Here is a 21,848-nt window from a genome sequence, read left to right on the forward strand (position 1 = left end):
AAGTGGCGTCGTATAACGGTTTCAGCGCGCTCGGTGTTGTTTCGTTGCTGAATTAAATATTCCAAAACAATAAGTTGCGCGGCGCTGAGGCTGAAAATATTTCTGGACTTTTGTGCTGTTTGTTGCTTTAACGGCTCATGGTTGTGCAATACTTTCGGCCCATGAATCAGTCCGTTGCGACGTCATCTTCAAGCCTCACCTCTGCTGCCGATTTCGTCGGCGCGTCGGAAGTCCTTTCCCCCGAAAAATCGTCTGCGTTTCTCATGCGTCGCGACACGCTGCGCGCATGGAATCCACTCGACCTCGCGAGTCGCCGTCGGCGCTCTGCGGGTCAGTGCATCCATCATTCCGGAGTGGTCGGCACATTGATGGCCGGTACGACCTCTCCCTGTTTCGAATGCTCGCGTGTGCTGTCGGCGGTCAGGCCAGCCGACAGCGACGGATGTCACGGTATGGGGCGAGCGAGCCTTCATTAGTCCTGTTGAATGTCGTAAGCGTCCATCGATGGCTTGCGAGTGTGAATCCGGCATCCGGGCGGCATGCGTCGCCCGTGTGTCGTTCGGGTCGTTGACCCGGAGGTGTGCGTGGGAGCAGGTCGCCCGCGCATGTCGTGCGGTGTTCCTGACCGGGCGCACATCGGTGCGTCGTCTCGAACAGACCTTCCGCCACCGGAGGGGCTGAGGTGCTGTCCAATCCTGTTATCCGAGAGGAGAGAAGTCATGGCTGAAGCTGAAGCTAAGAAGGGGGCGAAGAAGGCGAGTGCCCCGGCGAAACCTGCTGCGAAGAAAGCCGCACCGGCCAAGGCCGCTGCCAAGCCCGTAGCGAAGAAGGCTGCACCGGCGAAGGCTGCTGCAAAGCCGGCGGCGAAGAAGGCTGCACCGGCGAAGGCCGCTGCAAAGCCGGCAGCGAAGAAGGCTGCACCGGCGAAGGCTGCTGCAAAGCCGGCCGCGAAGAAGGCTGCACCGGCGAAGGCTGCTGCAAAGCCGGCAGCGAAGAAGGCTGCACCGGCGAAGGCCGCTGCGAAGCCGGCAGCGAAGAAGGCTGCACCGGCGAAGGCCGCTGCGAAGCCGGCTGCCAAGCCTGCCGCAAAGCCGGCTGCCAAGCCTGCTGCGAAGAAGGTGGCGGCACCTGCAGTGACCAAGGCTGTTACCAAGGCACCGGAAACCGCGCCGGCCGCGGCCGCAAAGTCGGAAGCGCCCGCTGCTCCCGCGCCGGCAACGCCGTCGACGGCTGCCACGCCGGGTATCAAGTCGTCGCTGAATCCGGCTGCTGCATGGCCCTTCCCGACAGGTTCGCGTCCGTCCTGATCGCGCGTCCTGCGTCATCGAAAGCGGCATGGAGATCGTTGTCTCCATGCCGCTTTTTTCTTTGACGAGGAGCCCATCCTGATCCGGTGTTACGAAGCTTTACTTGACCTGTCCCTTGTAAATCAGGAAGATGCGCGCGTCGTTGCTTGATCGCTCCCTCCGGCACACGTAACAGATACGTCGCCACCAGCAGTTTCAGTTTGACCCGGGCCCCAGCCCTGTCCGTCCGGGTTTCCAGAATGTTCCGACCGCCACTGCGGTCCGCGAACGCCGCGATTCAAGCTTTTCCGTACGCTTCGCCACGCTGCGAGGCACGGCAACAGCCCGTTAGCACGGGCTCCTCAGGCGTGCTGCGTCCATCGCTTCGGCGATGTCCGTCAGAACGCGCGAAAGGAGTGCTGCATGAACAAGGTTTTCTCCGTCCTCAAGGGCACCGCAGCAGTAGTGCTGCACTTTGCGCACGGTGGTCTGCTCGCCGTCGGTCTCATGGTCAGTGTGTTCGTCGTACTGCGTGTGGCCGAAGCGGGTCTGACGCCGCGCATGCTGCCCTCACTGCCCGAGTTCTCGTTGCTCGGCAGCGCGCAACAGGTTTCGGCAGACACCGATCTGCAGATGCCCGATCTGCCGGCCACCGGCTCGGGTGTCGAACTGACCGCGCAGCAGAAGACGGTTGCCGATCATGTGTCGCGTCGTCACCGTGTGGCGCGTGCCGCGGTCGAGCAGTACGTGACCGACGTCTATGCCGCCGCATCCCGCTACAAGCTCGATCCGCTGTTGCTGATCGCGCTGATTTCGGTGGAGTCCGCCTTCAACCCGACGGCGGAGAGCGCCTGGGGTGCGCAGGGGCTGACCCAGGTCATCCCGAAATATCATCCGGAAAAGCTGGCGCTGTTCGGCCCCGATGCTTCGCTGCTCGACCCGACAACCAGCATCTTCGTCGGTGCACAGGTGCTGCGCGAATACATTCGCCTGTCCGGCTCGGTCGAGGGCGGTCTGCAGCGCTATGTCGGATCGATCGAGGATCCCGATCAGGTCTATTCGAACAAGGTGCTGGCGGAATACCGGCGTCTTTCCGCGACTTTCGGTCCGCGTCTGCAGACGGCGGAAGTGGCGCTCTGACGCCTATCCTGGTCGGCCGCACGGCCGAATGGCGCGATACAACGGTTATCCACAGCCCGCTGGGCGCGCCGAACGGCTAAAATCTCTGGTTTTCGCACTGCACCATGTTTCGCCCATCAGGCGCGGCATCGGGTGCAGGGCGATGCAACTCGACCGGAGGAGTCGCCGTTCACCATGGATGAGCACTTTCGAAACGCTGCACTCGAATACCACCGCAAGCCCACCCCGGGCAAGATTTCCGTTGTTCCCACCAAGGCGCTGACCAACCAGCAGGATCTGTCGCTGGCCTACTCGCCGGGCGTCGCCGCCGCCTGCGAGGAAATCGTCGCCGATCCGCTGCAGGTCAGCCAGATGACCGCCCGCGGCAACCTGATCGGTGTCGTCACCAACGGCACCGCCGTGCTCGGCCTCGGTCCGATCGGCCCGTTGGCCGCCAAGCCGGTGATGGAAGGCAAGGGCGTGCTGTTCAAGAAGTTCGCCAACATCGACGTGTTCGACATCGAACTGGACGAGCGCGACCCCGACAAGCTGGTCGACATCATCGCGGCGATGGAACCGACCTTCGGTGGCATCAACCTCGAGGACATCAAGGCGCCGGAGTGCTTCTACATCGAGCGCAAGCTGCGCGAGCGGATGAAGATCCCGGTCTTCCACGACGACCAGCACGGCACCGCAATCGTTGTCGGTGCCGCCGTGCTCAATGGTCTGAAAGCGGTCGGCAAGGACATCAAGGAGGTCAAGCTGGTCACTTCGGGCGCCGGTGCAGCCGCGCTGGCCTGCCTCGACCTGCTGGTGCTGCTCGGCATGCCGATCGAGAACATCTGGGTGACCGACATCAAGGGCGTGGTGTACGAAGGTCGCATCGAGGACATGGAGCCGCTGAAGGCGCGCTACGCGAAGGTGACTGACGCGCGCACGCTGGGCGAGGTGATCCACGACGCCGACGTGTTCCTCGGCCTGTCGGCGGGCGGCGTGCTGAAGGCCGACATGGTCAAGCGCATGGCGCCGAAGCCGCTCATCCTGGCGCTGGCCAATCCGAATCCGGAAATCATGCCGGACGAGGTGAAGGCGGTACGCGACGACGCCGTGATCGCGACCGGTCGTTCGGACTATCCGAACCAGGTCAACAACGTGCTGTGCTTCCCCTTCATCTTCCGCGGTGCGCTCGATGTCGGCGCGACCACGATCACCGAAGAGATGAAGCTCGCCGCGGTGCGTGCCATTGCCGACCTGGCCCAGGTCGAGCAGAGTGAAATCGTGCGTGCCGCCTACGGTGAGCAGCCGATGTCTTTCGGTCCGGAATACCTGATTCCCAAGCCTTTCGATCCGCGCCTCATCGTCAAGATTGCGCCGGCGGTTGCACAGGCAGCGATGGATTCGGGCGTGGCGACGCGTCCGATCGAGGACTTCGAGGCTTACCGCCAGCAGCTGAACAACCTCGTGTGGATTTCCGGCCTCGTGATGAAGCCGGTGTTCGCCGAAGCGAAGCGCAATCCGAAGCGCATCATCTACGCCGAGGGCGAAGACGAACGCGTGCTCAGCGCGGTGCGCAACGTGGTCGACGAGGGCATGGCCCGACCCATCCTGATCGGCCGACGCGACGTCGTGCTGGGTCGCATCCAGAAGCTGGGCCTGCGCCTGCGTCCGGAGATCGACTTCGAACTGGTGACGCCGGAAAACGACCCGCGCTACAAGGAGCTGTGGACCACCTACCACGCACTGACCGAGCGCAAGGGCATTTCGGTCGATTACGCGAAGATGGAAGCGCGTCGCCGCACCACGCTGATCGGCGCGCTGATGGTGCGCCTCGGTTACGCCGATGGTCTGATCTGCGGCACCTTCGGCAACTTCGCGCGCCACCTGCATTTCGTGCGCAACGTGCTCGGCCTGAAGGAAGGGCTGCGCAACTTCTACGCGATGAATCTGCTGAACCTGCCGGGCCGTACGCTGATGCTGTGCGACACCTACGTCAATTACGACCCGACGGCGGAACAGGTGGTCGAGATGACCGTGCTGGCAGCGGAAGAGGCGCGCCGTTTCGGCATCGAACCGAGGATCGCGCTGCTGTCGCATTCGAACTTCGGCTCCGACAATACGGTGACGTCGGACAAGATGCGTCGCGCCCTGGAAATCCTGCATTCCGATTACCCCGAACTGGAGGTCGAAGGCGAAATGCACGGTGACGCGGCGCTGGACATCGACATCCGCACGCGCATCTTCCCCAACTCCAGATTGCGGGACGAGGCGAATCTGCTTATCTTCCCGACGCTTGATGCAGCCAACATTTCCTACAATCTGCTGAAGACCGCCGCAGGCGAGGGCATGACCATCGGCCCCATCCTGCTCGGCGCAAAGCAGCCGGTGCACATCCTTACGCCGACGGCGACGGTGAGGCGCATCGTGAACATGACTGCACTGACCGTGGTGGAGGCAAGTCAGATTCGCTGACCCACGGCCCGTGCCCGAAAGGGGGAGGGCGTGGAGCAGCATGGAAGGACGGCGCTGGTGTTGTCCGGGGGCGGCGCTCGAGCCGCCTACCAGGTCGGCGTGCTGTCGGCGGTGCGCGAGCTGCTGCCCGACAAGCGGGTCAATCCGTTTCCCATCCTGTGCGGCACCTCGGCCGGCGCGATCAACGCCGCCGCACTGGGTGTCTACAGCGAGGACTTCGGCGACGCCGTCGACAACCTGCTGTACATCTGGCGCAATTTCGAAGCCGGCCAGGTCTATCGCGCCGACCCCTGGGGCATAGGCAAGACCGGCGCGCGCTGGCTGATGGCGCTGATGTTCGGCTGGGCGGTGGACCGCTATCCGAAATCGCTGCTCGACAACACGCCGCTGCGCGAACTGCTGGCTGCCCGGCTCGACTTCTCGCGTATTGACCGGGCCATCCAGCGCGGTGCGCTGTACGCGCTGTCGATCACCGCCTCCGGCTATACCTCGGGCGACAGCGTCGCCTTCTTCGAGGGCGGCGACGGCATCGAGCCGTGGAAGCGCATGCAGCGCGCCGCCTCGCGCACGCCGCTCAAGGTCGAGCACCTGCTGGCCAGCAGTGCGTTGCCTTTCATCTTTCCGGCGGTACACATCAACCGCGAGTATTTCGGCGACGGCTCGATGCGCCAGCTGGCGCCGGTCAGTCCGGCGGTGCATCTGGGCGCCGAACGCATCTTCATCGTCGGCGTGGGGCGCATGAGCGAGAAGGACCCGCGCCGTCGCGGCCACGGCTACCCGTCGCTGGCGCAGGTTGCCGGCCACGCGCTGGCCAGCATCTTTCTCGATCAGCTGATGATAGACATCGAGCAGTTGCAGCGCGTCAACGACATCCTCGGCCGCATTCCGCCACACGTGATGGAGCAGATGGGCGTGCCCTTGCGGCCGATCGAAACGCTGGTGATCGCGCCATCGGAGCGGCTCGACGACATCGCCGCCCGCCACGTCGATGCGCTGCCGATAGGCGTGCGCACATTGCTTGGCGGCATCGGCGGCACCCGGCGCGCCGGCGGCGGTCTGGCCAGCTATCTGCTGTTCGAAAAGCCCTTCACCCGGGCACTGATAGACCTCGGTTACCGTGACACGATGGCGCGCGCGGACGACGTGGTGAGCTTTCTTGGCCTGAAGTTTGCTGCGGAAATGCCGTCAAGTACTACTTCACGATCGTGAATTCGCCGTAAGAATACTTTCCAGGCTCTTATTTTCGTTTGAGAATTTGACATCGGGGGGTAAACTTCGGCCTCAATCGAACCGCCAGCAGGGGTCACACGCATGTTCCTGAAGTACCTGATGGTCAGCTGCACCGCGATGGCGCTGAGTTTCGTCGTCGCACCCACCGTCGAAGCCGCTTCCGGCAAGACGACCACCCAGGCCAAGGCCGGCAAGAAATCGGTCAAGGTCGCCAAATCCTCCAAGTCTGCGCGCATCAAGCAGGCGAGCATCAAGAAAACCTCCCGCAAGTCCGTCGCGGCGGTGCCGCGCGAGGCCGCCATGCCCGACATGGACGCACTCGGTCTGCCGAATGTGAAGTCGACCGCCGTGCTGGTGCAGGACCAGTACACGGGCGAAGTGCTGTTCGAGCGCAATTCGTCGGCCATCGTGCCGATCGCCTCGATCACCAAGCTGATGACCGCGATGGTGGCGCTGGACGCCAAGCCGGCGCTGGACGAGGTGCTTGAGGTGAGCGAGGAGGACATCGACCAGCTCAAGGGCACCCGTTCGCGTCTGGCGATCGGTACCCGGCTGACGCGCGAGGAAATGCTGCATCTGGCGCTGATGTCGTCGGAAAACCGCGCCTCGTCGGCGCTGTCGCGCTACTACCCGGGCGGCCACGCGGCCTTCATCGCAGCGATGAACCGCAAGGCGCACGACCTCGGTCTGGCCGACACGCAATTCTTCGACAGCACCGGTCTGAATCCGCGCAATGTGTCGTCGGCGCGCGATCTGGCGAAGATGGTGGCGGCGTCGGCCAGCTATCCGCTGATCCGCGAGTTCTCGACCACGCGCGACGGCTACTTCGCCGTCAATGGCCGCATGGTGCATTTCAACAACACCAACGCGCTGGTATCGAACCCGGAGTGGGAAATCGGTCTGCAGAAGACCGGCTTCACCAACGAGGCGGGCAAGTGCCTGGTGATGCAGGCGTGGATGAACCAGAAGCCGGTGGTGATCGTGCTGCTCGATTCCTGGGGCAGGCTGACCCGCATCGGCGACGCCAACCGCATCCGCCGCTGGGTCGAGCAGGTGGCCCAGCAGGGCGCCCGTCAGGGCTGAGCTCATGGTCGCTCCGGGCAGTCGCGGCGAGGTCGCTCTCTTCGTCACCTGCCTGGTCGACCTGATGCGGCCGTCCATCGCCTTCTCGGCACTTAAGCTGATCGAGGCGGCCGGTTACGTCGCCGTCGTGCCGGACGCGCAGACCTGTTGCGGCCAGCCCGGCTACAACTCGGGCGACACCGCGGCGGCGCGCGCGCTGGCGCGCAAATTCATCGCCGAGTTCGAACGCTTCCCCTATATCGTCGCGCCGTCCGGCTCCTGTGCCGGCACGGTGCGCACGCACTATCCCGATATGTTCGCCGACGAGCCCGCGTGGCGGGCACGTGCAGAGGCGCTGGCGGCGAAAACCTTCGAACTGACGCAATTCCTGGTCGATGTCGCTGGCGTGACCGAGGTGCCGGGCGATTTCAACGGTTCGGTCACCTATCACGACAGCTGTTCCGGCCTGCGCGAACTGGGTGTGAAGCAGCAGCCGCGCGCGCTGCTCGACCGCATGCCGGGCGTCAAGCGGATCGAAATGCGCGAATGCGAGGAGTGCTGCGGCTTCGGTGGCCTGTTCGCGGTCAAGTATCCGGACATTTCCGGCGCCATCGTGCAGCGCAAGTGCGAAGCGATACGTGGCACTGGCGCCTACGCAGTGGCGCTCGGCGACCTCGGCTGCATGATGAATATCGAAGGCCGGCTGCGCCGCAACGGCGACGAACTGACGCAGGTGATCCACATCGCCGAACTGCTCGCCGGCGACGCCGGGGGCCGGGACTGACATGGAAATCCGCTCGATGCACTTCGTGTCGCGGGTGCGCCAGCGGCTCGACGACCCGGAACTGCAACGCAACCTGAGGCGCACGCGCGGCCGCAATGCCGCATCGCGTGCCTCGGCAGTGGCCGCCTTCCCCGATTTCGACGCGGTGCGCGCACGCGCCACTGAAATCCGCGCCTCGGTGCTGCGCGATCTCGACGTCTGGCTGGAGCGTTTCGAGCAGAAGGCCATCGAGCGCGGCGCCACCGTGCTGTGGGCGCGCGACGGCGACCACGCCTGCGAACTGATCATCGACATCGCGCGTCGTCACGGCGTGCGCACGGTGGTGAAATCCAAGTCCATGGTGTCGGAGGAGGCCGGGCTGAACGCCGCGCTGGAGGCCGCCGGCATCCGCCCGGTCGAAACCGACCTCGGCGAGTACATCCTGCAGATCAACGACAACGAGCCACCGTCGCACATCATCATGCCGGTGATTCACAAGTCGAAGGAGCAGGTGTCCGAACTGTTCGCGCGCGTGCATGGCACGGCGCCCAAGACCGATATCGAGGAACTGACGCACGAGGCGCGGGCGGTGCTGCGGCCGGAATTCCTCGGCGCCGACATGGGCCTGTCCGGCGGCAACTTTCTGGTCGCCGAAACCGGCTCGGTCGCCATCGTCACCAACGAGGGCAACGGCCGGCTGTGCACGACGCTGCCGCGCGTGCATGTCGCGCTGACCGGCATCGAGAAGGTGATTCCGACGCTGGAGGATCTGGCCACGCTGCTGCGCATCCTGCCGCGTTCGGCCACCGGCCAGGCCATCACCAATTACGTGTCGATGCTGACCGGCCCGAAGCAGGCCGGCGATGCGGATGGCCCGGAGCACATGTATTTCGTGCTGGTCGATGGCGGTCGCGCCGATCTGCTGGGCAGCGAATTCGAAGCCATGCTGCGCTGCATACGCTGCGGCGCCTGCATGAACCACTGCCCCGTGTACCAGACGATAGGCGGTCACTCCTACGGCTGGGTCTATCCGGGCCCGATGGGGTCGGTACTGACGCCGCTCTATCAGGGACTGGACAAGGCGATGGACCTGCCGCACGCGGCGACGCTGTGCAATCAGTGCGGCGTCGTCTGCCCGGTGTCGATTCCGCTGCCCGAACTGATGCGCACGCTGCGTGAGAAGCAGGTCGAGCGCGGCCTGAGGCCCTGGTCGGAGCGCATCGCCACCAGGCTGTGGGCCTGGGTCGCGGCACGCCCGAAGCTGTATGCGCTGGGCACCCGCGTCGCCGTGCGCTATCTGCGCTGGCTGGCCGACGGGCGCGACCGCATTCAGGTCATGGGTGTCGCGCCAGGCTGGACCGCCCAGCGCGATTTTCCGGCGCCAGCGGCGAAGACCTTCCGCGAGCTCTATGCTGAGCGCCAGCGCGGAGGCGGGAAATGAGCGTGCGTGACGACATCCTCGGTCGCCTGCGTCGCCAGCTGGGCCGCACCGACAGCACAAGCGCCGCCGCACGCGCGCGCGTCGAGGCGACGATAGCGCAGCCACAAACCGGGCCGCGCGCTGCCGCCGACGGCTTGCTCGACCGTTTCATCGAACGCGCGCTGGCAATGATTTCAACCGTCGACCGCTGCGCCACCGAAGCGGAAGTGCCTGCGCACTGTGCCGACTGGCTGCGCGGGCAGGGGCTGCCGACGACGCTGGTCGTCGCCCCGGCGCTCGCCACGCTGGACTGGGCCGGCGCCGGTCTGGATGCACGCATCGGGGCGGCGACCGGCGACGATCTGGTCGGCGTCACCGGCTGCTTCCGCGCCATCGCCGAAACCGGCACGCTGATGCTCTGTTCCGGGCCGCAGTCGCCGGCCGTCAACAGCCTGCTGCCGGAGACGCATATCGCGGTGGTTCCGCGCCAGCACATCGTCGCCGACATGGAAGCCGCCTGGGCCGATGCCCGGCGCGAACTCGCACCTTGGCCACGGGCGGTCAATTTCGTTTCAGGACCGTCGCGCACGGCCGATATCGAACAGACCATCGTGCTTGGCGCCCATGGCCCCTACCGCGTGCATCTGCTGATCGTCGGCTGAGCACGACAGTCCCGGAGGCTGTCGGCCGAAGCGGTTTGCACGGATAATCCGCGCCAAGCGAGGCTTGGCCCGCCAAGAAATCACCGAACAAGAACCGCCTGTCCAGCCGCATATGTCCGCACAGCCAAAAGGCCGTTACGTCCGCCGCCATCTCGTCCTCTGCCTGTTTCCGCTCGCGTCGGCGATGCACGACGCGCAGGCGCAGGACGAGCCGGAATCGCCCTTCCTCGACGACGACCTGCCGGTCGTGCTGTCGATGACCCGCATGCCGCAGCGCATCGACGACGCGCCGGGCGCGGTCACGCTGTTCACCCGCGAGGACATCGAGCGCCTCGGCTACCGTCGCCTGCCGCAACTGCTGCGCCTGGTGCCCGGCATGAACGTGATGAGCGACACCGGGCATTCGCCGGCGCTGTTCTATCACGGCCTCGGCACGCTGAACCCGAACCGGATGCAGGTGCTGATCGACGGCCGCTCGGTCTATTCGCCCTATCTTTTCGGCTACGTCGACTGGGACGCGTTGCCGCTGACGATGGACGAGATCGAGCGCATCGAGGTGGTGCGTGGCTCGAATGCGGCCACCTATGGATCGAACGCGGTGGCGGGGGTAGTAAACATCGTCACTCGCACAAGCAACGATGGTCCAGCCGCAACCGTTTCCGTGACCGGTGGTAGCCCGGAGCTTGCCGACGCGTCAGCCCGATTCCGCCGCAGCTTCGGACCTCTGAGTATTGCGCTGAACGCCCGAACGGGAGGCGACGCGGGATTTGCCCATCGCTACGATTCGTCTCGCCTCAATGCATCTACCCTCAGGGCGGATCTCGCACTGGACGGTTCGGACGAAATCAATTTCATGGCCGGCCAGAGTTCCGGTACGCGAGGCGTCGGCTATCCACTAGGGGTAACAGGCAACCTCGATAACGGTAATGGCTTTCGCAATATCCAGACGGACAACTGGTTTGCTCATTTGCGTTTTCGTCGTCTCGTGTCTACGGACAACGAGTGGTCTATCGGGATCTACCAGAACGAAGACCAAGGCCGCGAGGCTTGGGCTGCTGATGTCGCGCCGGTGATCAACCAGGAACTTGCCGATCTGGGCATCCCCTTTAGCGTTGGTCCTTTGTCCGTGCCTATTGATTACAACCGCACCGCGACGCGTCGTAATCTGGATTTCCAGCACCTTTTCTCGGTTGGTTCGCAGGTCCGTGTCGCGTGGGGGGCGGAACTGCGACACGAGGAGCTCAAGTCGCGGCGGATGTTTTACGACGCTGGTCGTGCATCGACCAATCTATTTCGTATGTCGGCAAACGTCGAATGGAAGCTCTCGGAGTTGTGGACGCTCAATTTCGGCAATATGGTGGAGAGTTTCCGCAGCTATGCGACCAAGGCGTCCCCCCGCGTGTTTGCAACTCTTCACGTGACACCGGAGCACGCCGTGAGAGGGGGCTTTAGCCGCGCCTACCGGCAACCTTCGCTGATCGAGGCGCAAGGTGATTCGCGGTTCATCTATCCCGAGATCGCGGCCGCGCTGACCGCTCTTGATCCTGTTCAGGGTCCGCTGCTGGCAGCCGGTTTCAAGCAGGGGCGGGCGACCCGTACCTTTGTCGGAACGCCATCGTTGCGGCCGGAACGTCTGGATTCGCTGGAGCTGGGCTATGTCGGGCAGTTCGGACGTTCCAGTCTTGAAATACGTGCGTTTCATGAGCGCTATTCTCAATTGGTGACAGAGGCCCGTTATGTCGACGCGGACTACCTGAATACTGGCATTACCTTTGTTGCGGGAGCCGACGTCGATATCGATGGTTTCGAGTACCAATACCGCTATCGCGGCGATGGTCGTGAGATCTGGTTCTCGCATGCATTGCCTCGTATTGCGTCGAACGCTACCTGCCGTCCGCGGCGCACCTGTTACGAGGACACCGTTCCATCCTCCACGTGGTCGCTCACGTGGATGGAGGCCTTGCCGCAGGATTGGTCAGTGTCGGCGACACTGTTCGGCGTCAATTCCGCTCGCTGGTTCAACGGCAGCGAGCGCATCGACGCCTATCAGACGCTGGACGCCCGGATTGCGAAGAAATTCCGTAGTGGTCCGACCACTTGGGAGGCGGCTCTTGCGGTGACAGATATTGGACCGCGTTATGAAACATTCAATGACGACCAGGGTACCCGTACACCCTTCAACCGCGTCGCCCGGCAGACCATGCTGACGCTGCGCGCAAGCTGGTTCTGAAGCGAGCGCTGCGATCCCGTATCATGATCGCCGGATAAACAGGCGGTCTACGCAAGGAGGCGGGGTGCGGAGTCGGTTCGGACTCAATCGACTCGGATTCCGCAGCCGTGTGCTGGTGGCGGCCCTGCTGCCATCGGTGGCGATCGCGCTGGCGCTGGCTGTCCATTTCACGTCCACCCGCATCGCCGACATCGAGCGCGCGCTGATCGACCGCGCCATGCTGCTCACTGCCAGCCTGGCGCCGGCTTCCGAGTACGGCCTGTTTGCCGGCAACATCGACATCCTGCAATCGATTGCCGATGCCTCGCTGCGCGAGCGCGATGTCGATGGGCTGGTCGTGTTCGACCGCGATCACGTGGTGCTGGCCCGGGCAGGGCGTACGCGCATGCCGGAACGCAGCGTGACCGATGGCCTCGGCGCGCCGACGCTGCTCGAAAGCACCGACGATTACCATCTGTTCGCCGCACCCGTGTTCAGCGTGCAGGCGCGAGCCGACCCGCTGTTCGACGACGGTGACGAGACACCCGCGGTCAGCCGGCTTGGCGTGGTCGTGGTGCAGGTGTCGCGCCTGGGCAGTGCGCAGGCGCGACGCGAACTGATCGTCAGTGCAGCGCTGATTACCGCCGGTGGCCTGCTGCTGGCGGGACTGTTCGCACGCATCCTGTCCGACGGCGCCACCGCGCCGGTGCGCGCGCTGGCCGACACCGTGCGCCGCATCGAACAGGGCGACTTCTCGGCGCGCGCGCGCACCGGTGCGCGCGGCATCATGCAGGTGCTGGAGGACGGCATCAACCGGATGGCCGTCACGCTCAGCGGGGCGCGGGCCGACCTCGAACAGCGGGTGCTCGACGCGACCGCTCAGCTGCAGCAACAGAAGGAGAGGGCCGAGCAGGCGAGCCGGGCCAAGACCCAGTTCGTCGACGCGCTGCTGCACGACCTGAGCCAGCCGCTGATGGCGATGGGTCTCGACATCCGCACGCTGAAACTGCGCCTGCGCGACGACGAAAGCAGCGGTCTGCTGACCCGGCTGGAGCGCTCGTCGATGAAGCTGGAGAACATGCGCGACGTGCTGCTCGACGTCGCACGACTGGAATCCGGCGCCACCCAGCCGCGTATCACCGACTTTCCGCTCGGGCGCGTGTTCGAAAGTCTGCGCCTCACCTTCGAGGCACAGGCGGCGGAGAAGGGCCTGCGCTTCGAACTGTATCCGACGCGCGCCTGGTGCCGTTCCGACCCGCTGCTGCTCGAACGCGTACTCGCCAACCTGGTGTCGAACGCGCTGCGCTATACCGCACAGGGTGCCGTGTTCGTCGGCGTCCGCTGGCTCGGCGACGAGGTGCTGCGCATCGAGGTGCGCGACAGCGGCCAGGGCATTCCGCCGGAGCGCATCGACGACGTGTTCGACGAATTCGTGCGCCTGCCCGGAACCGACCCCGGCAGCGGTGGCCGCGGCATGGGACTGGGGCTCGCCATCGTGCGCCGGTTGTGCACGCTGCTCGGTCATGCGCTGGCCGTGCGTTCACGCCCCGGGCGCGGTTCGAACTTCAGCGTGACGGTGCCGCGCGTGCATGCCTTCGTGCCGGCGCCGGTCGAGGACGAACTGCAGGGCCTGCGGCGGCTGGCCAAGCGTCGCGTCGCACTGATCGACGACGATCCGGCCATCCTGCAGTCGCTGCAGTCGCTGCTGGCGTCGGTGGGCATCGATGTGGTGTCCGGCACTTCCCCCGATTTCGTGCTGCGCCAGCTGCGCCAGGCGGGCGCGCCCGACTTCATCATCAGCGATTACCAGCTCGGTGACGGTGTGGATGGCCTGTCGGCGGTGCGCTCACTGCGGCGGGAACTGGGCGAGCACATTCCGGCGCTGATCATGACCGGACTGGCGGCCACGCGCGAGCTGGAGATCGAACTGGAGACACACGGCATTCCGCTGGTCGCCAAACCGGTGCGACCAGTGGTGCTCGACGCGGTGATCGGCGGCCTGCTCGACGCCGCAGAGGAGGGCTGACCGCCTATGCGCCGCCCTTCGGCGGCCGTCGCGGCAGGCGTATGCCCATCTGCGACAGCGCGAACACCGCCTGCGTGCGGTTCTTCACCGCGAGCAGACGCAGGATGGTCGAAATGTGGGTCTTGGCCGTGCCGTCCGAAATGCCCAGTTCGCGGCAGATCAGCTTGTTCGGCATGCCTTCGATCATCAGGCCGAGCACCTGTATCTGGCGCGGTGTCAGGCCGATGTCGGCGAGGTCCTGTATCGTCGGCCGCGGCGGCTGCGGGTGGATGGCGTCGTCGAGCACCTGCTGCGGCACGTAGATGCCGCCCTTCAGCACCAGCTGGAGCGCGCTCACCAGCACCGAAGTGGTCGAACTTTTGGAGATGAAACCCATCGCACCCTGGTCGATGGCGTCGGTGATCGTGTGTCGGTCGTCCTGTGCCGAAATGACCACCACCGGCACGTCCGGGAATTCGCTGCGCAGTTGCGTCAGCAAGGTCGTGCCCTCGGCGTCCGGCAGGTTGAGGTCGAGCATGACCAGATCGGGGCGCAGGCCGCCGCGCAGCATGGTCAGCGCGCGCGAGGCGAGCAGGGCGCAGCGGATGTCCGGCTCGCTGTCGATTTCGGTCAGCACGCTGCGCAGGCCTTCCACGACGAGCGGCTGGTCTTCGACGATCATTACCTGCATGGGCGTTTCTCGCAATCGGGCGACGGACGGATTTTATATGCTGCAGTGTTTGCAATTCTGCCGCAGCGCAATGGAGAACATGTCTTGAATCACGGCCTCATCCTGTTTGGACACGGATCGCGCGATCCGGAATGGGCGCGCCCGCTGCGCGAAGTGGCGGCGCAGGTGGCGGCGGGCGGCGGCGCACCGCAGGTCGAGCTGGCCTTTCTCGAATTCCTCGAACCGACGCTGGAACAGGCATGCGACCGGCTCGCCGCGGCCGGCGTCACGCGCATTGCCGTGCTGCCGATGTTCATCGCGCAGAGCGGTCATGTGCGGCGCGACCTGCCGGCGCAGCTCGACGCGGCGCGCGCACGTCACCCGTCGCTGCGCATCGACCTCGCTACCGCGGTCGGCGAAGACCCGCGCGTGCAGGCGGTAATGGCCGAGGTCGCGCGTTCGGCGCTGGCCGGCTGAGCGCGCTCAAGCCGTCGGTTACGCTGCCGTTACAGCTTGCGATGAGCGGGGGGCGACGGACTCCAAGGCCCGCCGCTCGCCTACAACGCGGAGCACTTCCTTATGGTGAGCATGTCGGCCCCGGTCAGACTTCTGATCGTCGATGACGAGCCCTTCAACCTCGAAATCATTGGCGAGTACCTCGACGGGCAGGGTTACGAGCTGACCATGGCGCGCGACGGCGTCGAGGCATGGGAATACCTCGAGAACGCCGAGATCGATTTCGACCTGCTGGTGCTGGACCGCATGATGCCGCGCCTGGACGGCATGGAACTGCTGCGGCGCGTGCGTCGCACCGCGCGCCTGAGCGGTCTGCCGGTCATCATGCAGACTGCCGCTGCGACGCCCGATCAGGTGCGCGAGGGACTGCAGGCCGGCGCCCGCTACTACCTCACCAAGCCCTACGAACCGGATGCGCTGCTGGCGATCGTCAGATCGGCGCTGGAAGAGGCGCACCGCACCCGCGAAATCCAGTTGCAGGCCGAGGGCATGCGCCGCGCCATGGCTGCGCTGCGCCGTGCCGAGTTCGAGTTCAGCACGCTGGGTCAGGCGACCGAACTGGCCTCGCTGGCCTCGCTGGTATCGCCCGAGCCCGAGAACATCGTGATGGGCCTGAGCGAACTGATGATCAACGCCGTCGAGCACGGCAACCTCGGCATCAGCTATGCCGAGAAATCGCGGCTGCGGCTGGAGGATTGCTGGCAGGAAGAGGTCGAGCGACGTCTGCTGCTGCCGGAGTACGCCGATCGCCGTGCTCGACTGCTGATCGAATGCGGCGACGAGGCCGTGCGCTACACGGTCAGCGACGACGGCGCCGGATTCGATTTCGCGCGCTATCTCGATTTCGATCCCGGGCGCGCCTTCGATCCGAACGGTCGCGGCATCGCGATGGCACGGCAGCTGTGCTTCCGCAGCCTCGAATACAAGGGCTGCGGCAACGTGGTCACGGCAACGGTGGAACTGCCATGAGCAGTGCAGTCGGCATGGCGCAGGCGGCGCCGGCACAGCAGGCTGCACCGCTGCGGCAGATGACGGTGCTGGTGGTCGACGACACCCTGGTCGGCCGCGCGACCGTCAGCGCGCTGGTGCGCCGGCTCGGCCATCGCTGTATCGAGGCGTCCGACGGTGCCGGTGCGGTGCAGGCCTACCGCGCCTACCGCCCCGACGTCGTGCTGATGGACGTCGTGATGCCCGGCATGGACGGGCTGGAGGCGACGCGCGAGCTGCGCCGTCTGGCGGCCGAAACCTTCCTGCCGATACTGCTGCTGTCCGCCCGCTCCGACGACGCCGACATGATTGCCGGTCTTGAAGCTGGCGCCGACGACTACCTGACCAAGCCGATCAACTTCGCCATCCTGACCGCCAAGCTCGCCAACTGCGCGCGCCAGATCGTCATGCATGCCAGCATGGCGAACTACCGCGCCGAGCAGGAGGAGGAAATCGAGTTCGCGCGGCACGTGATCGAGCGCCAGGTGCAGGGCAAGGCGGCCGACGATCCTCGCGTGCACTACTCGGTCACGCCGACCGCGCAGTTCTCCGGCGACATCGTCGCCGTGGCGCATTCGCCGTCCGGTGCTCTTTATGCGCTGCTGGCCGACGCGACCGGCCACGGTCTGGCGGCCGCGATCAGCGTGCTGCCGGTGCTGCAGGTGTTTTTCGGCATGGCCAAGAAGAACCTGTCGCTCGGCCTGATGGCCAGCGAAATCAATCGTCACCTGATGTCCACGCTGCCGGTCGGCCGTTTCGTTGCGGCCACCATGGTGCGTCTGGACGCAGGCGAGGGCGAGGTCTGGGTGGGCGGCACGCCCGAGGCGCTGTGGCTGGATCGCAGCGGCGCGGTGATCGAGCGCTTCGCGTCGGCCAATCTGCCCCTGGGCATCGACGGTGACGACGCGATGGACGTGCCGCCGCAGCGCTTCACCTGGACGCCCGGCGACCAGCTGGTGCTGTGTTCGGACGGACTGGTCGAGGCTCTGGGCATCCGCGGTGACGCCTTCGGCCAGCAGCGCTTCGAACAGGTGCTGCACGACGCAGTGCCGGCGCAGCGCCACGATGCGGTGCGCGCCGCACTCTCCATGCATCTGGACGGGGCGCTGGCGCACGACGACGTGTCGCTGATGGTGATCGACCTCGACTGAGGCCTTCGCGCAAGTCCTTGTCACAGCTTGGTTTGGCGGCTTCCGGACAGTGCTTGGCACGGCGATTGCATCGAGCAGGTCCGGAATCCCTTTCCCGACTGAACAATGGCCGTTCTGAATGTCCTGGTGGTAGACGAATCGCGCAAGCGCGCCGCTGAAATCTGCGCCGGGCTCGCCTGCGCCGGTTACCAGGTGGCCGCGGTACTGTCGAGCGCCTACGACCTGCACATGAAGGTCGAGGAAATAAAACCGGACGTCATCCTGATCCAGACCGATTCGCCGTCGCGCGACACGCTGGAGAACATGGCGGCGATGGACCGCGAAATGCCGCGCCCGGTCGTGGTGTTCGCCAACGATTCCGACAGCAAGACCATACGCCGCGCGATGAAGGCCGGCGTTTCGGCCTATGTCGTCGACGGCCTGGAGCCCAAGCGCATCAAGCCGGTGATCGATGTCGCGCTGGCGCGCTTCGAGGAGCACCAGGAACTGCGCCGCTCGCGCGACGAGGCGCGGCAGAAGCTGAGCGAGCGCATCTCGATCGATCGCGCCAAGGGCATCCTGATGAAGCTGCGTGGCATCGACGAGGACGCGGCCTATCACACGCTGCGCAAACTCGCGATGGAGCGCGGCAAGACCATTGCCGCGGTGTCCGAGGACTTCATCGCCACCGCGCGTCTGCTCGGCTGACCGGCCGAGTCTTCACTTCTCCCCCGTTCCACACCTTGCCGTCGGCGCCGCAGCACTGCTGCGTGGTGCGTGGCCATCCGCGATTGCCGCACACGCTTGCAAGGAAGCCGACGGCGGCCGGCGTCACGCCTTCGACATGCATACGCCGGTTCGACATGGTGCGTACGCACGCTGCTGTCGCACCGCACAAGTGCGGCCGTGTCGAACCGTATCCTCGTGTTCAGTTTCTGGTTGTGGCTTCAAGTTGTTGAAGTAAAAAAGGTTTCGCGTTGTGTTTCGGGGTTGGCACGGCCCGTGCTAATCACCGTTCAAGGCGCAACAACGTGGTTGCGGCCAGCGAGGCGAGAAGCCTCCATAAGGGACAAGGGTGTCCATCCGGTCGGCTTCTCAGCCGCGGATGCACACCCTTTTTTCATTCTGGAATCGATCATGAAACTACGGAGAACACGATGGCTGAGCATCCGAAGCAGGCAGACAGCGTCATTGACACCAGTGCAACACGCCGCAGCTTTCTCAAGCAGGGCGCCGCACTCGGCGTGGGAGCCTCGCTGATGAGCATGGTGCCCCCCGGCGTGCGTTCGGCGGCCTGGGCCGCCGGTTCAGACGCCCCCGAGAAGAAGGAAGTACGCATCGGTTTCATCCCGCTGACCGACTGTTCCAGCGTCGTCATGGCGGCGGTCGAGAAATTCGACGAGAAGTACGGCATCAAGATCATCCCGTCGAAAGAAGCGTCGTGGGCTGCGGTACGCGACAAGCTGGTCAATGGCGAACTGGATGCCGCGCACGTGCTATACGGCCTGATCTACGGCGTGCATCTGGGCGTTGGCGGTCCGAAGAAGGACATGGCCAACCTGATGACGCTGAACAACAACGGCCAGGCCATCACGCTCGCCAACAAGCTGAAGGACCAGGGCGTGACCGACGGTGCCAGCCTGCAGAAGCTGATCGCCAGCAAGCCGGGCGAATACACCTTCGCCCAGACCTTCCCGACCGGCACCCACGCGATGTGGCTGTACTACTGGCTGGCGGCCAACGGCATCAACCCGATGAAGGACGTCAAGGTGATTACCGTGCCGCCGCCGCAGATGGTGGCGAACATGCGGGTGGGCAACATGGACGGCTTCTGCGTCGGCGAGCCGTGGAACAACCGCGCCATCATCGACAAGATCGGCTTCACCGCGGTCACCACCCAGGACATCTGGGTCGATCACCCCGAAAAGGTGCTGGGCACGACGGCGGAGTGGGTGAGCAAGTACCCCAACACCGCACGTGCGATGACCTCGGCCGTGCTCGAAGCCTCGCGCTGGATCGACGCCTCGCTCGCCAACCGTCGCAAGACCGCCGAAACGGTGGCCGCCAAGTCCTATATCAACACCGATATGGACGTCATCCTGGAACGCATGCTGGGCCGCTATTCCAATGGTCTGGGCAAGAGCTGGGACGACAAGAACGCGATGAAATTCTTCAACGACGGCGCGGTGAACTTCCCCTACCTGTCGGACGGCATGTGGTTCCTGACCCAGCACAAGCGCTGGGGCCTGATCAAGACCGATCCGGACTACCTGGCCGTCGCCAAGGCGATCAACCGCACCGACATCTACAAGCAGGCGGCCACCGCGGTCGGCGTGTCGCTGCCGAAGAGCGACATGCGTTCGCACAAGCTGATCGACGGCGTCGTGTGGGACGGCAAGGACCCGAAGAAGTACGCCGGCAGCTTCAAGATCAACGCCGCGTAATGTTCCCGGCGCGGGGCCTGCCCCGCGCCGACCGGTACTGAAAGGAATACGCCATGAGTGCAGCAACCCTCACATCAGACAAGGTCGTGTCCATGCATGCCACCCCGTCCGCGGTGCCGGCCCCGGCCGCCAACGAGCCGGCCGCGCCGGTCGCGAAGGCCGCGCCGCGCGAGCCGCGCACGCCGATCTCCGAAATCCTGCTCGCGGTGTTCAAGGCGGTGTTCCCTCCGATCGCCGGTATGGCGCTGCTGGTTGCCGTGTGGGCGCTGCTGGCGGCCAAGGGCGGCAGCATTCCGGGTCCGCTGGCGGTCTGGGACGCGGCGAAGGTGCTGTTCGCCGACCCCTTCTACAACAATGGCCCCAATGACATGGGGATCGGCTGGAACGTGCTGTCGTCGCTGCAGAGGGTGGGCGTGGGCTTCGGTTTCGCCGCGCTGGTGGGCATTCCGCTCGGCTTCATCATCGGCCGCTTCGCCTTCATGAACGCGATGTTCGATCCGGTCATTTCGCTGCTGCGCCCGGTCAGCCCGCTGGCCTGGCTGCCGATCGGTCTGCTGGTGTTCAAGCAGGCGGATCCGGCGGCGACCTGGACCATCTTCATCTGCTCGATCTGGCCGATGATCATCAACACCGCGGTCGGCGTGCAGCGCGTGCCCCAGGACTACATGAACGTGGCCCGCGTGCTCGACCTCGATGAATGGAAGATCGTCACCAAGATTCTGTTCCCGTCGGTGCTGCCCTACATGCTGACCGGTATCCGCCTGTCCATCGGCACCGCCTGGCTGGTCATCGTTGCCGCGGAAATGCTGACCGGCGGCGTGGGCATCGGTTTCTGGGTGTGGGACGAGTGGAACAACCTGAAGGTGGAGCACATCATCATCGCCATCTTCGTCATCGGCATCGTCGGCCTGCTGCTCGAACAGGCGCTGCTGCTGCTGGCCCGCCGCTTCTCGTACGGCAACAGCTGATCCCATCGAACTGCATTGAACTGAGGTGGCCGGCGCAGCGCGTCGGCCCCGCGAGGAGACCACCATGAGCAAGACCATCGTGAAAGTCGAGAACGCAGGCATGACCTTCGATACCAAGAAGGGCAAGTTCGTCGCGTTGCGCGACATCGACCTCACCATCGCCGAAGGCGAGTTCGTCACGCTGATCGGCCACTCCGGCTGCGGCAAGTCCACGCTGCTTAACCTGATCGCCGGCCTGACCCTGCCCACCTCCGGCAACCTGATCTGCGACGGCCGCGAGATCGCCGGCCCGGGCCCGGAGCGCGCAGTGGTGTTCCAGAATCACTCGCTGCTGCCCTGGCTCACCTGTTTCGAGAACGTGCTGCTGGCGGTCGAGCGCGTATTCGGCAAGAAGGAAGGCAAGACCAAGCTGAAGGCGCGCGCCGAGGCGGCGCTCGACATGGTGCACATGACCCACGCGCTGCATAAGTACCCGCACGAGATTTCCGGCGGCATGAAGCAGCGCGTCGGCATCGCCCGTGCCTTCGCGATGGAACCGAAGATCCTGCTGATGGACGAGCCCTTCGGCGCGCTCGACGCGCTGACCCGCGCCAGCCTGCAGGACGAACTGAATGGCGTGATGGAAAAGACCGGCGCCACCGTGGTGATGGTGACGCACGACGTCGATGAGGCGGTGCTGCTGTCTGACCGCATCGTCATGATGACCAACGGTCCGGCCGCCACCATAGGCGAAATCCTCGACGTGAAGCTGGCGCGCCCGCGCGACCGGCTGAAGCTGGCGCACGACGCCGATTTCGTCGAGTACCGCGCCGCGCTGCTCGAGTTCCTGTACCAGAAGCAGGTGAAGAAGGCGGCCTGATGGCCTGAGTAACATGTCGTCGGGAAGGGCGGGCCGCGGCCCGCCTTTT

General features: G+C 65.1%; 18 protein-coding genes. 17 read left to right on the forward strand and 1 reads right to left on the reverse strand.

Annotation, left to right across the window (positions count from 1 at the left end; genetic code table 11):
* The first annotated feature begins 719 nt into the window (after window positions 1-719).
* From WJU27_RS01050 to WJU27_RS01095, 10 genes are all read left to right on the forward strand, one after another.
* Complete coding sequence (locus WJU27_RS01050) at window positions 720-1,307, forward strand: hypothetical protein (RefSeq protein ID WP_020165393.1); 588 nt, start codon at window positions 720-722, stop codon at window positions 1,305-1,307.
* Between the two features lie 402 nt (window positions 1,308-1,709).
* Window positions 1,710-2,426, forward strand: coding sequence for a transglycosylase SLT domain-containing protein (locus WJU27_RS01055; RefSeq protein ID WP_020165392.1), 717 nt, complete (start codon window positions 1,710-1,712; stop codon window positions 2,424-2,426).
* Window positions 2,427-2,600: 174 nt separating this feature from the next.
* Entirely contained in the window at window positions 2,601-4,874 is a 2,274-nt protein-coding gene (locus WJU27_RS01060; protein WP_341420873.1) for an NADP-dependent malic enzyme, read from the forward strand.
* A 60-nt stretch (window positions 4,875-4,934) separates the two neighbouring features.
* Window positions 4,935-6,083 (forward strand): patatin-like phospholipase family protein, encoded by a 1,149-nt coding sequence (locus tag WJU27_RS01065; RefSeq protein WP_341421610.1) that lies wholly within the window; start codon window positions 4,935-4,937, stop codon window positions 6,081-6,083.
* Between the two features lie 102 nt (window positions 6,084-6,185).
* Window positions 6,186-7,187 (forward strand): D-alanyl-D-alanine endopeptidase, encoded by a 1,002-nt coding sequence (gene pbpG / locus WJU27_RS01070; protein ID WP_020165389.1) that lies wholly within the window; start codon window positions 6,186-6,188, stop codon window positions 7,185-7,187.
* A 4-nt stretch (window positions 7,188-7,191) separates the two neighbouring features.
* Entirely contained in the window at window positions 7,192-7,950 is a 759-nt protein-coding gene (locus WJU27_RS01075; protein ID WP_341420874.1) for a (Fe-S)-binding protein, read from the forward strand.
* Window position 7,951: 1 nt separating this feature from the next.
* Window positions 7,952-9,370, forward strand: a complete 1,419-nt coding sequence (locus tag WJU27_RS01080) for a LutB/LldF family L-lactate oxidation iron-sulfur protein (protein WP_341420875.1) — start codon at window positions 7,952-7,954, stop codon at window positions 9,368-9,370.
* A complete protein-coding gene (locus tag WJU27_RS01085) occupies window positions 9,367-10,011 on the forward strand; it encodes a LutC/YkgG family protein (protein ID WP_341420876.1) in 645 nt (214 codons plus the stop codon). Before WJU27_RS01080 ends, WJU27_RS01085 begins: the two co-directional genes overlap by 4 nt.
* Before the next feature lie 64 nt (window positions 10,012-10,075).
* The gene (locus tag WJU27_RS01090) at window positions 10,076-12,241 is read left to right on the forward strand and encodes a TonB-dependent receptor plug domain-containing protein (RefSeq protein ID WP_341420877.1); all 2,166 of its coding nucleotides are present in this window, start codon (window positions 10,076-10,078) and stop codon (window positions 12,239-12,241) included.
* Between the two features lie 115 nt (window positions 12,242-12,356).
* Complete coding sequence (locus WJU27_RS01095; RefSeq protein WP_341420878.1) at window positions 12,357-14,246, forward strand: hybrid sensor histidine kinase/response regulator; 1,890 nt, start codon at window positions 12,357-12,359, stop codon at window positions 14,244-14,246.
* A gap of 4 nt (window positions 14,247-14,250) precedes the next feature.
* Here WJU27_RS01095 and WJU27_RS01100 read toward each other — a convergent pair whose 3' ends face one another.
* Window positions 14,251-14,916: a response regulator gene (locus tag WJU27_RS01100; RefSeq protein WP_029143790.1), complete on the reverse strand. Its 666-nt coding sequence runs from the start codon at window positions 14,914-14,916 to the stop codon at window positions 14,251-14,253.
* Between the two features lie 84 nt (window positions 14,917-15,000).
* Here WJU27_RS01100 and WJU27_RS01105 point away from each other — a divergent pair, with 84 nt between their 5' ends.
* The 7 genes from WJU27_RS01105 to WJU27_RS01135 all read left to right on the forward strand — a co-directional run bounded on the left by WJU27_RS01105 (window position 15,001) and on the right by WJU27_RS01135 (window position 21,799).
* Window positions 15,001-15,372, forward strand: a complete 372-nt coding sequence (locus WJU27_RS01105; RefSeq protein ID WP_341420879.1) for a sirohydrochlorin chelatase — start codon at window positions 15,001-15,003, stop codon at window positions 15,370-15,372.
* A gap of 102 nt (window positions 15,373-15,474) precedes the next feature.
* A complete protein-coding gene (locus tag WJU27_RS01110; RefSeq protein WP_341420880.1) occupies window positions 15,475-16,380 on the forward strand; it encodes a response regulator in 906 nt (301 codons plus the stop codon).
* A complete protein-coding gene (locus tag WJU27_RS01115) occupies window positions 16,377-17,549 on the forward strand; it encodes a PP2C family protein-serine/threonine phosphatase (protein WP_296812693.1) in 1,173 nt (390 codons plus the stop codon). Before WJU27_RS01110 ends, WJU27_RS01115 begins: the two co-directional genes overlap by 4 nt.
* A 105-nt stretch (window positions 17,550-17,654) precedes the next feature.
* The gene (locus WJU27_RS01120; RefSeq protein WP_020165379.1) at window positions 17,655-18,236 is read left to right on the forward strand and encodes an ANTAR domain-containing response regulator; all 582 of its coding nucleotides are present in this window, start codon (window positions 17,655-17,657) and stop codon (window positions 18,234-18,236) included.
* Window positions 18,237-18,685: 449 nt separating this feature from the next.
* Window positions 18,686-19,972: a CmpA/NrtA family ABC transporter substrate-binding protein gene (locus WJU27_RS01125; protein WP_341420881.1), complete on the forward strand. Its 1,287-nt coding sequence runs from the start codon at window positions 18,686-18,688 to the stop codon at window positions 19,970-19,972.
* Window positions 19,973-20,025: 53 nt separating this feature from the next.
* Window positions 20,026-20,940: a nitrate ABC transporter permease gene (gene ntrB / locus WJU27_RS01130; RefSeq protein WP_341420882.1), complete on the forward strand. Its 915-nt coding sequence runs from the start codon at window positions 20,026-20,028 to the stop codon at window positions 20,938-20,940.
* Between the two features lie 64 nt (window positions 20,941-21,004).
* The gene (locus WJU27_RS01135; RefSeq protein WP_019917394.1) at window positions 21,005-21,799 is read left to right on the forward strand and encodes an ABC transporter ATP-binding protein; all 795 of its coding nucleotides are present in this window, start codon (window positions 21,005-21,007) and stop codon (window positions 21,797-21,799) included.
* The last annotated feature ends 49 nt before the right edge of the window (window positions 21,800-21,848 follow it).

It is taken from the genome of Methyloversatilis sp. NSM2, assembly GCF_038066675.1.
Lineage (GTDB): Bacteria > Pseudomonadota > Gammaproteobacteria > Burkholderiales > Rhodocyclaceae > Methyloversatilis > Methyloversatilis discipulorum_A.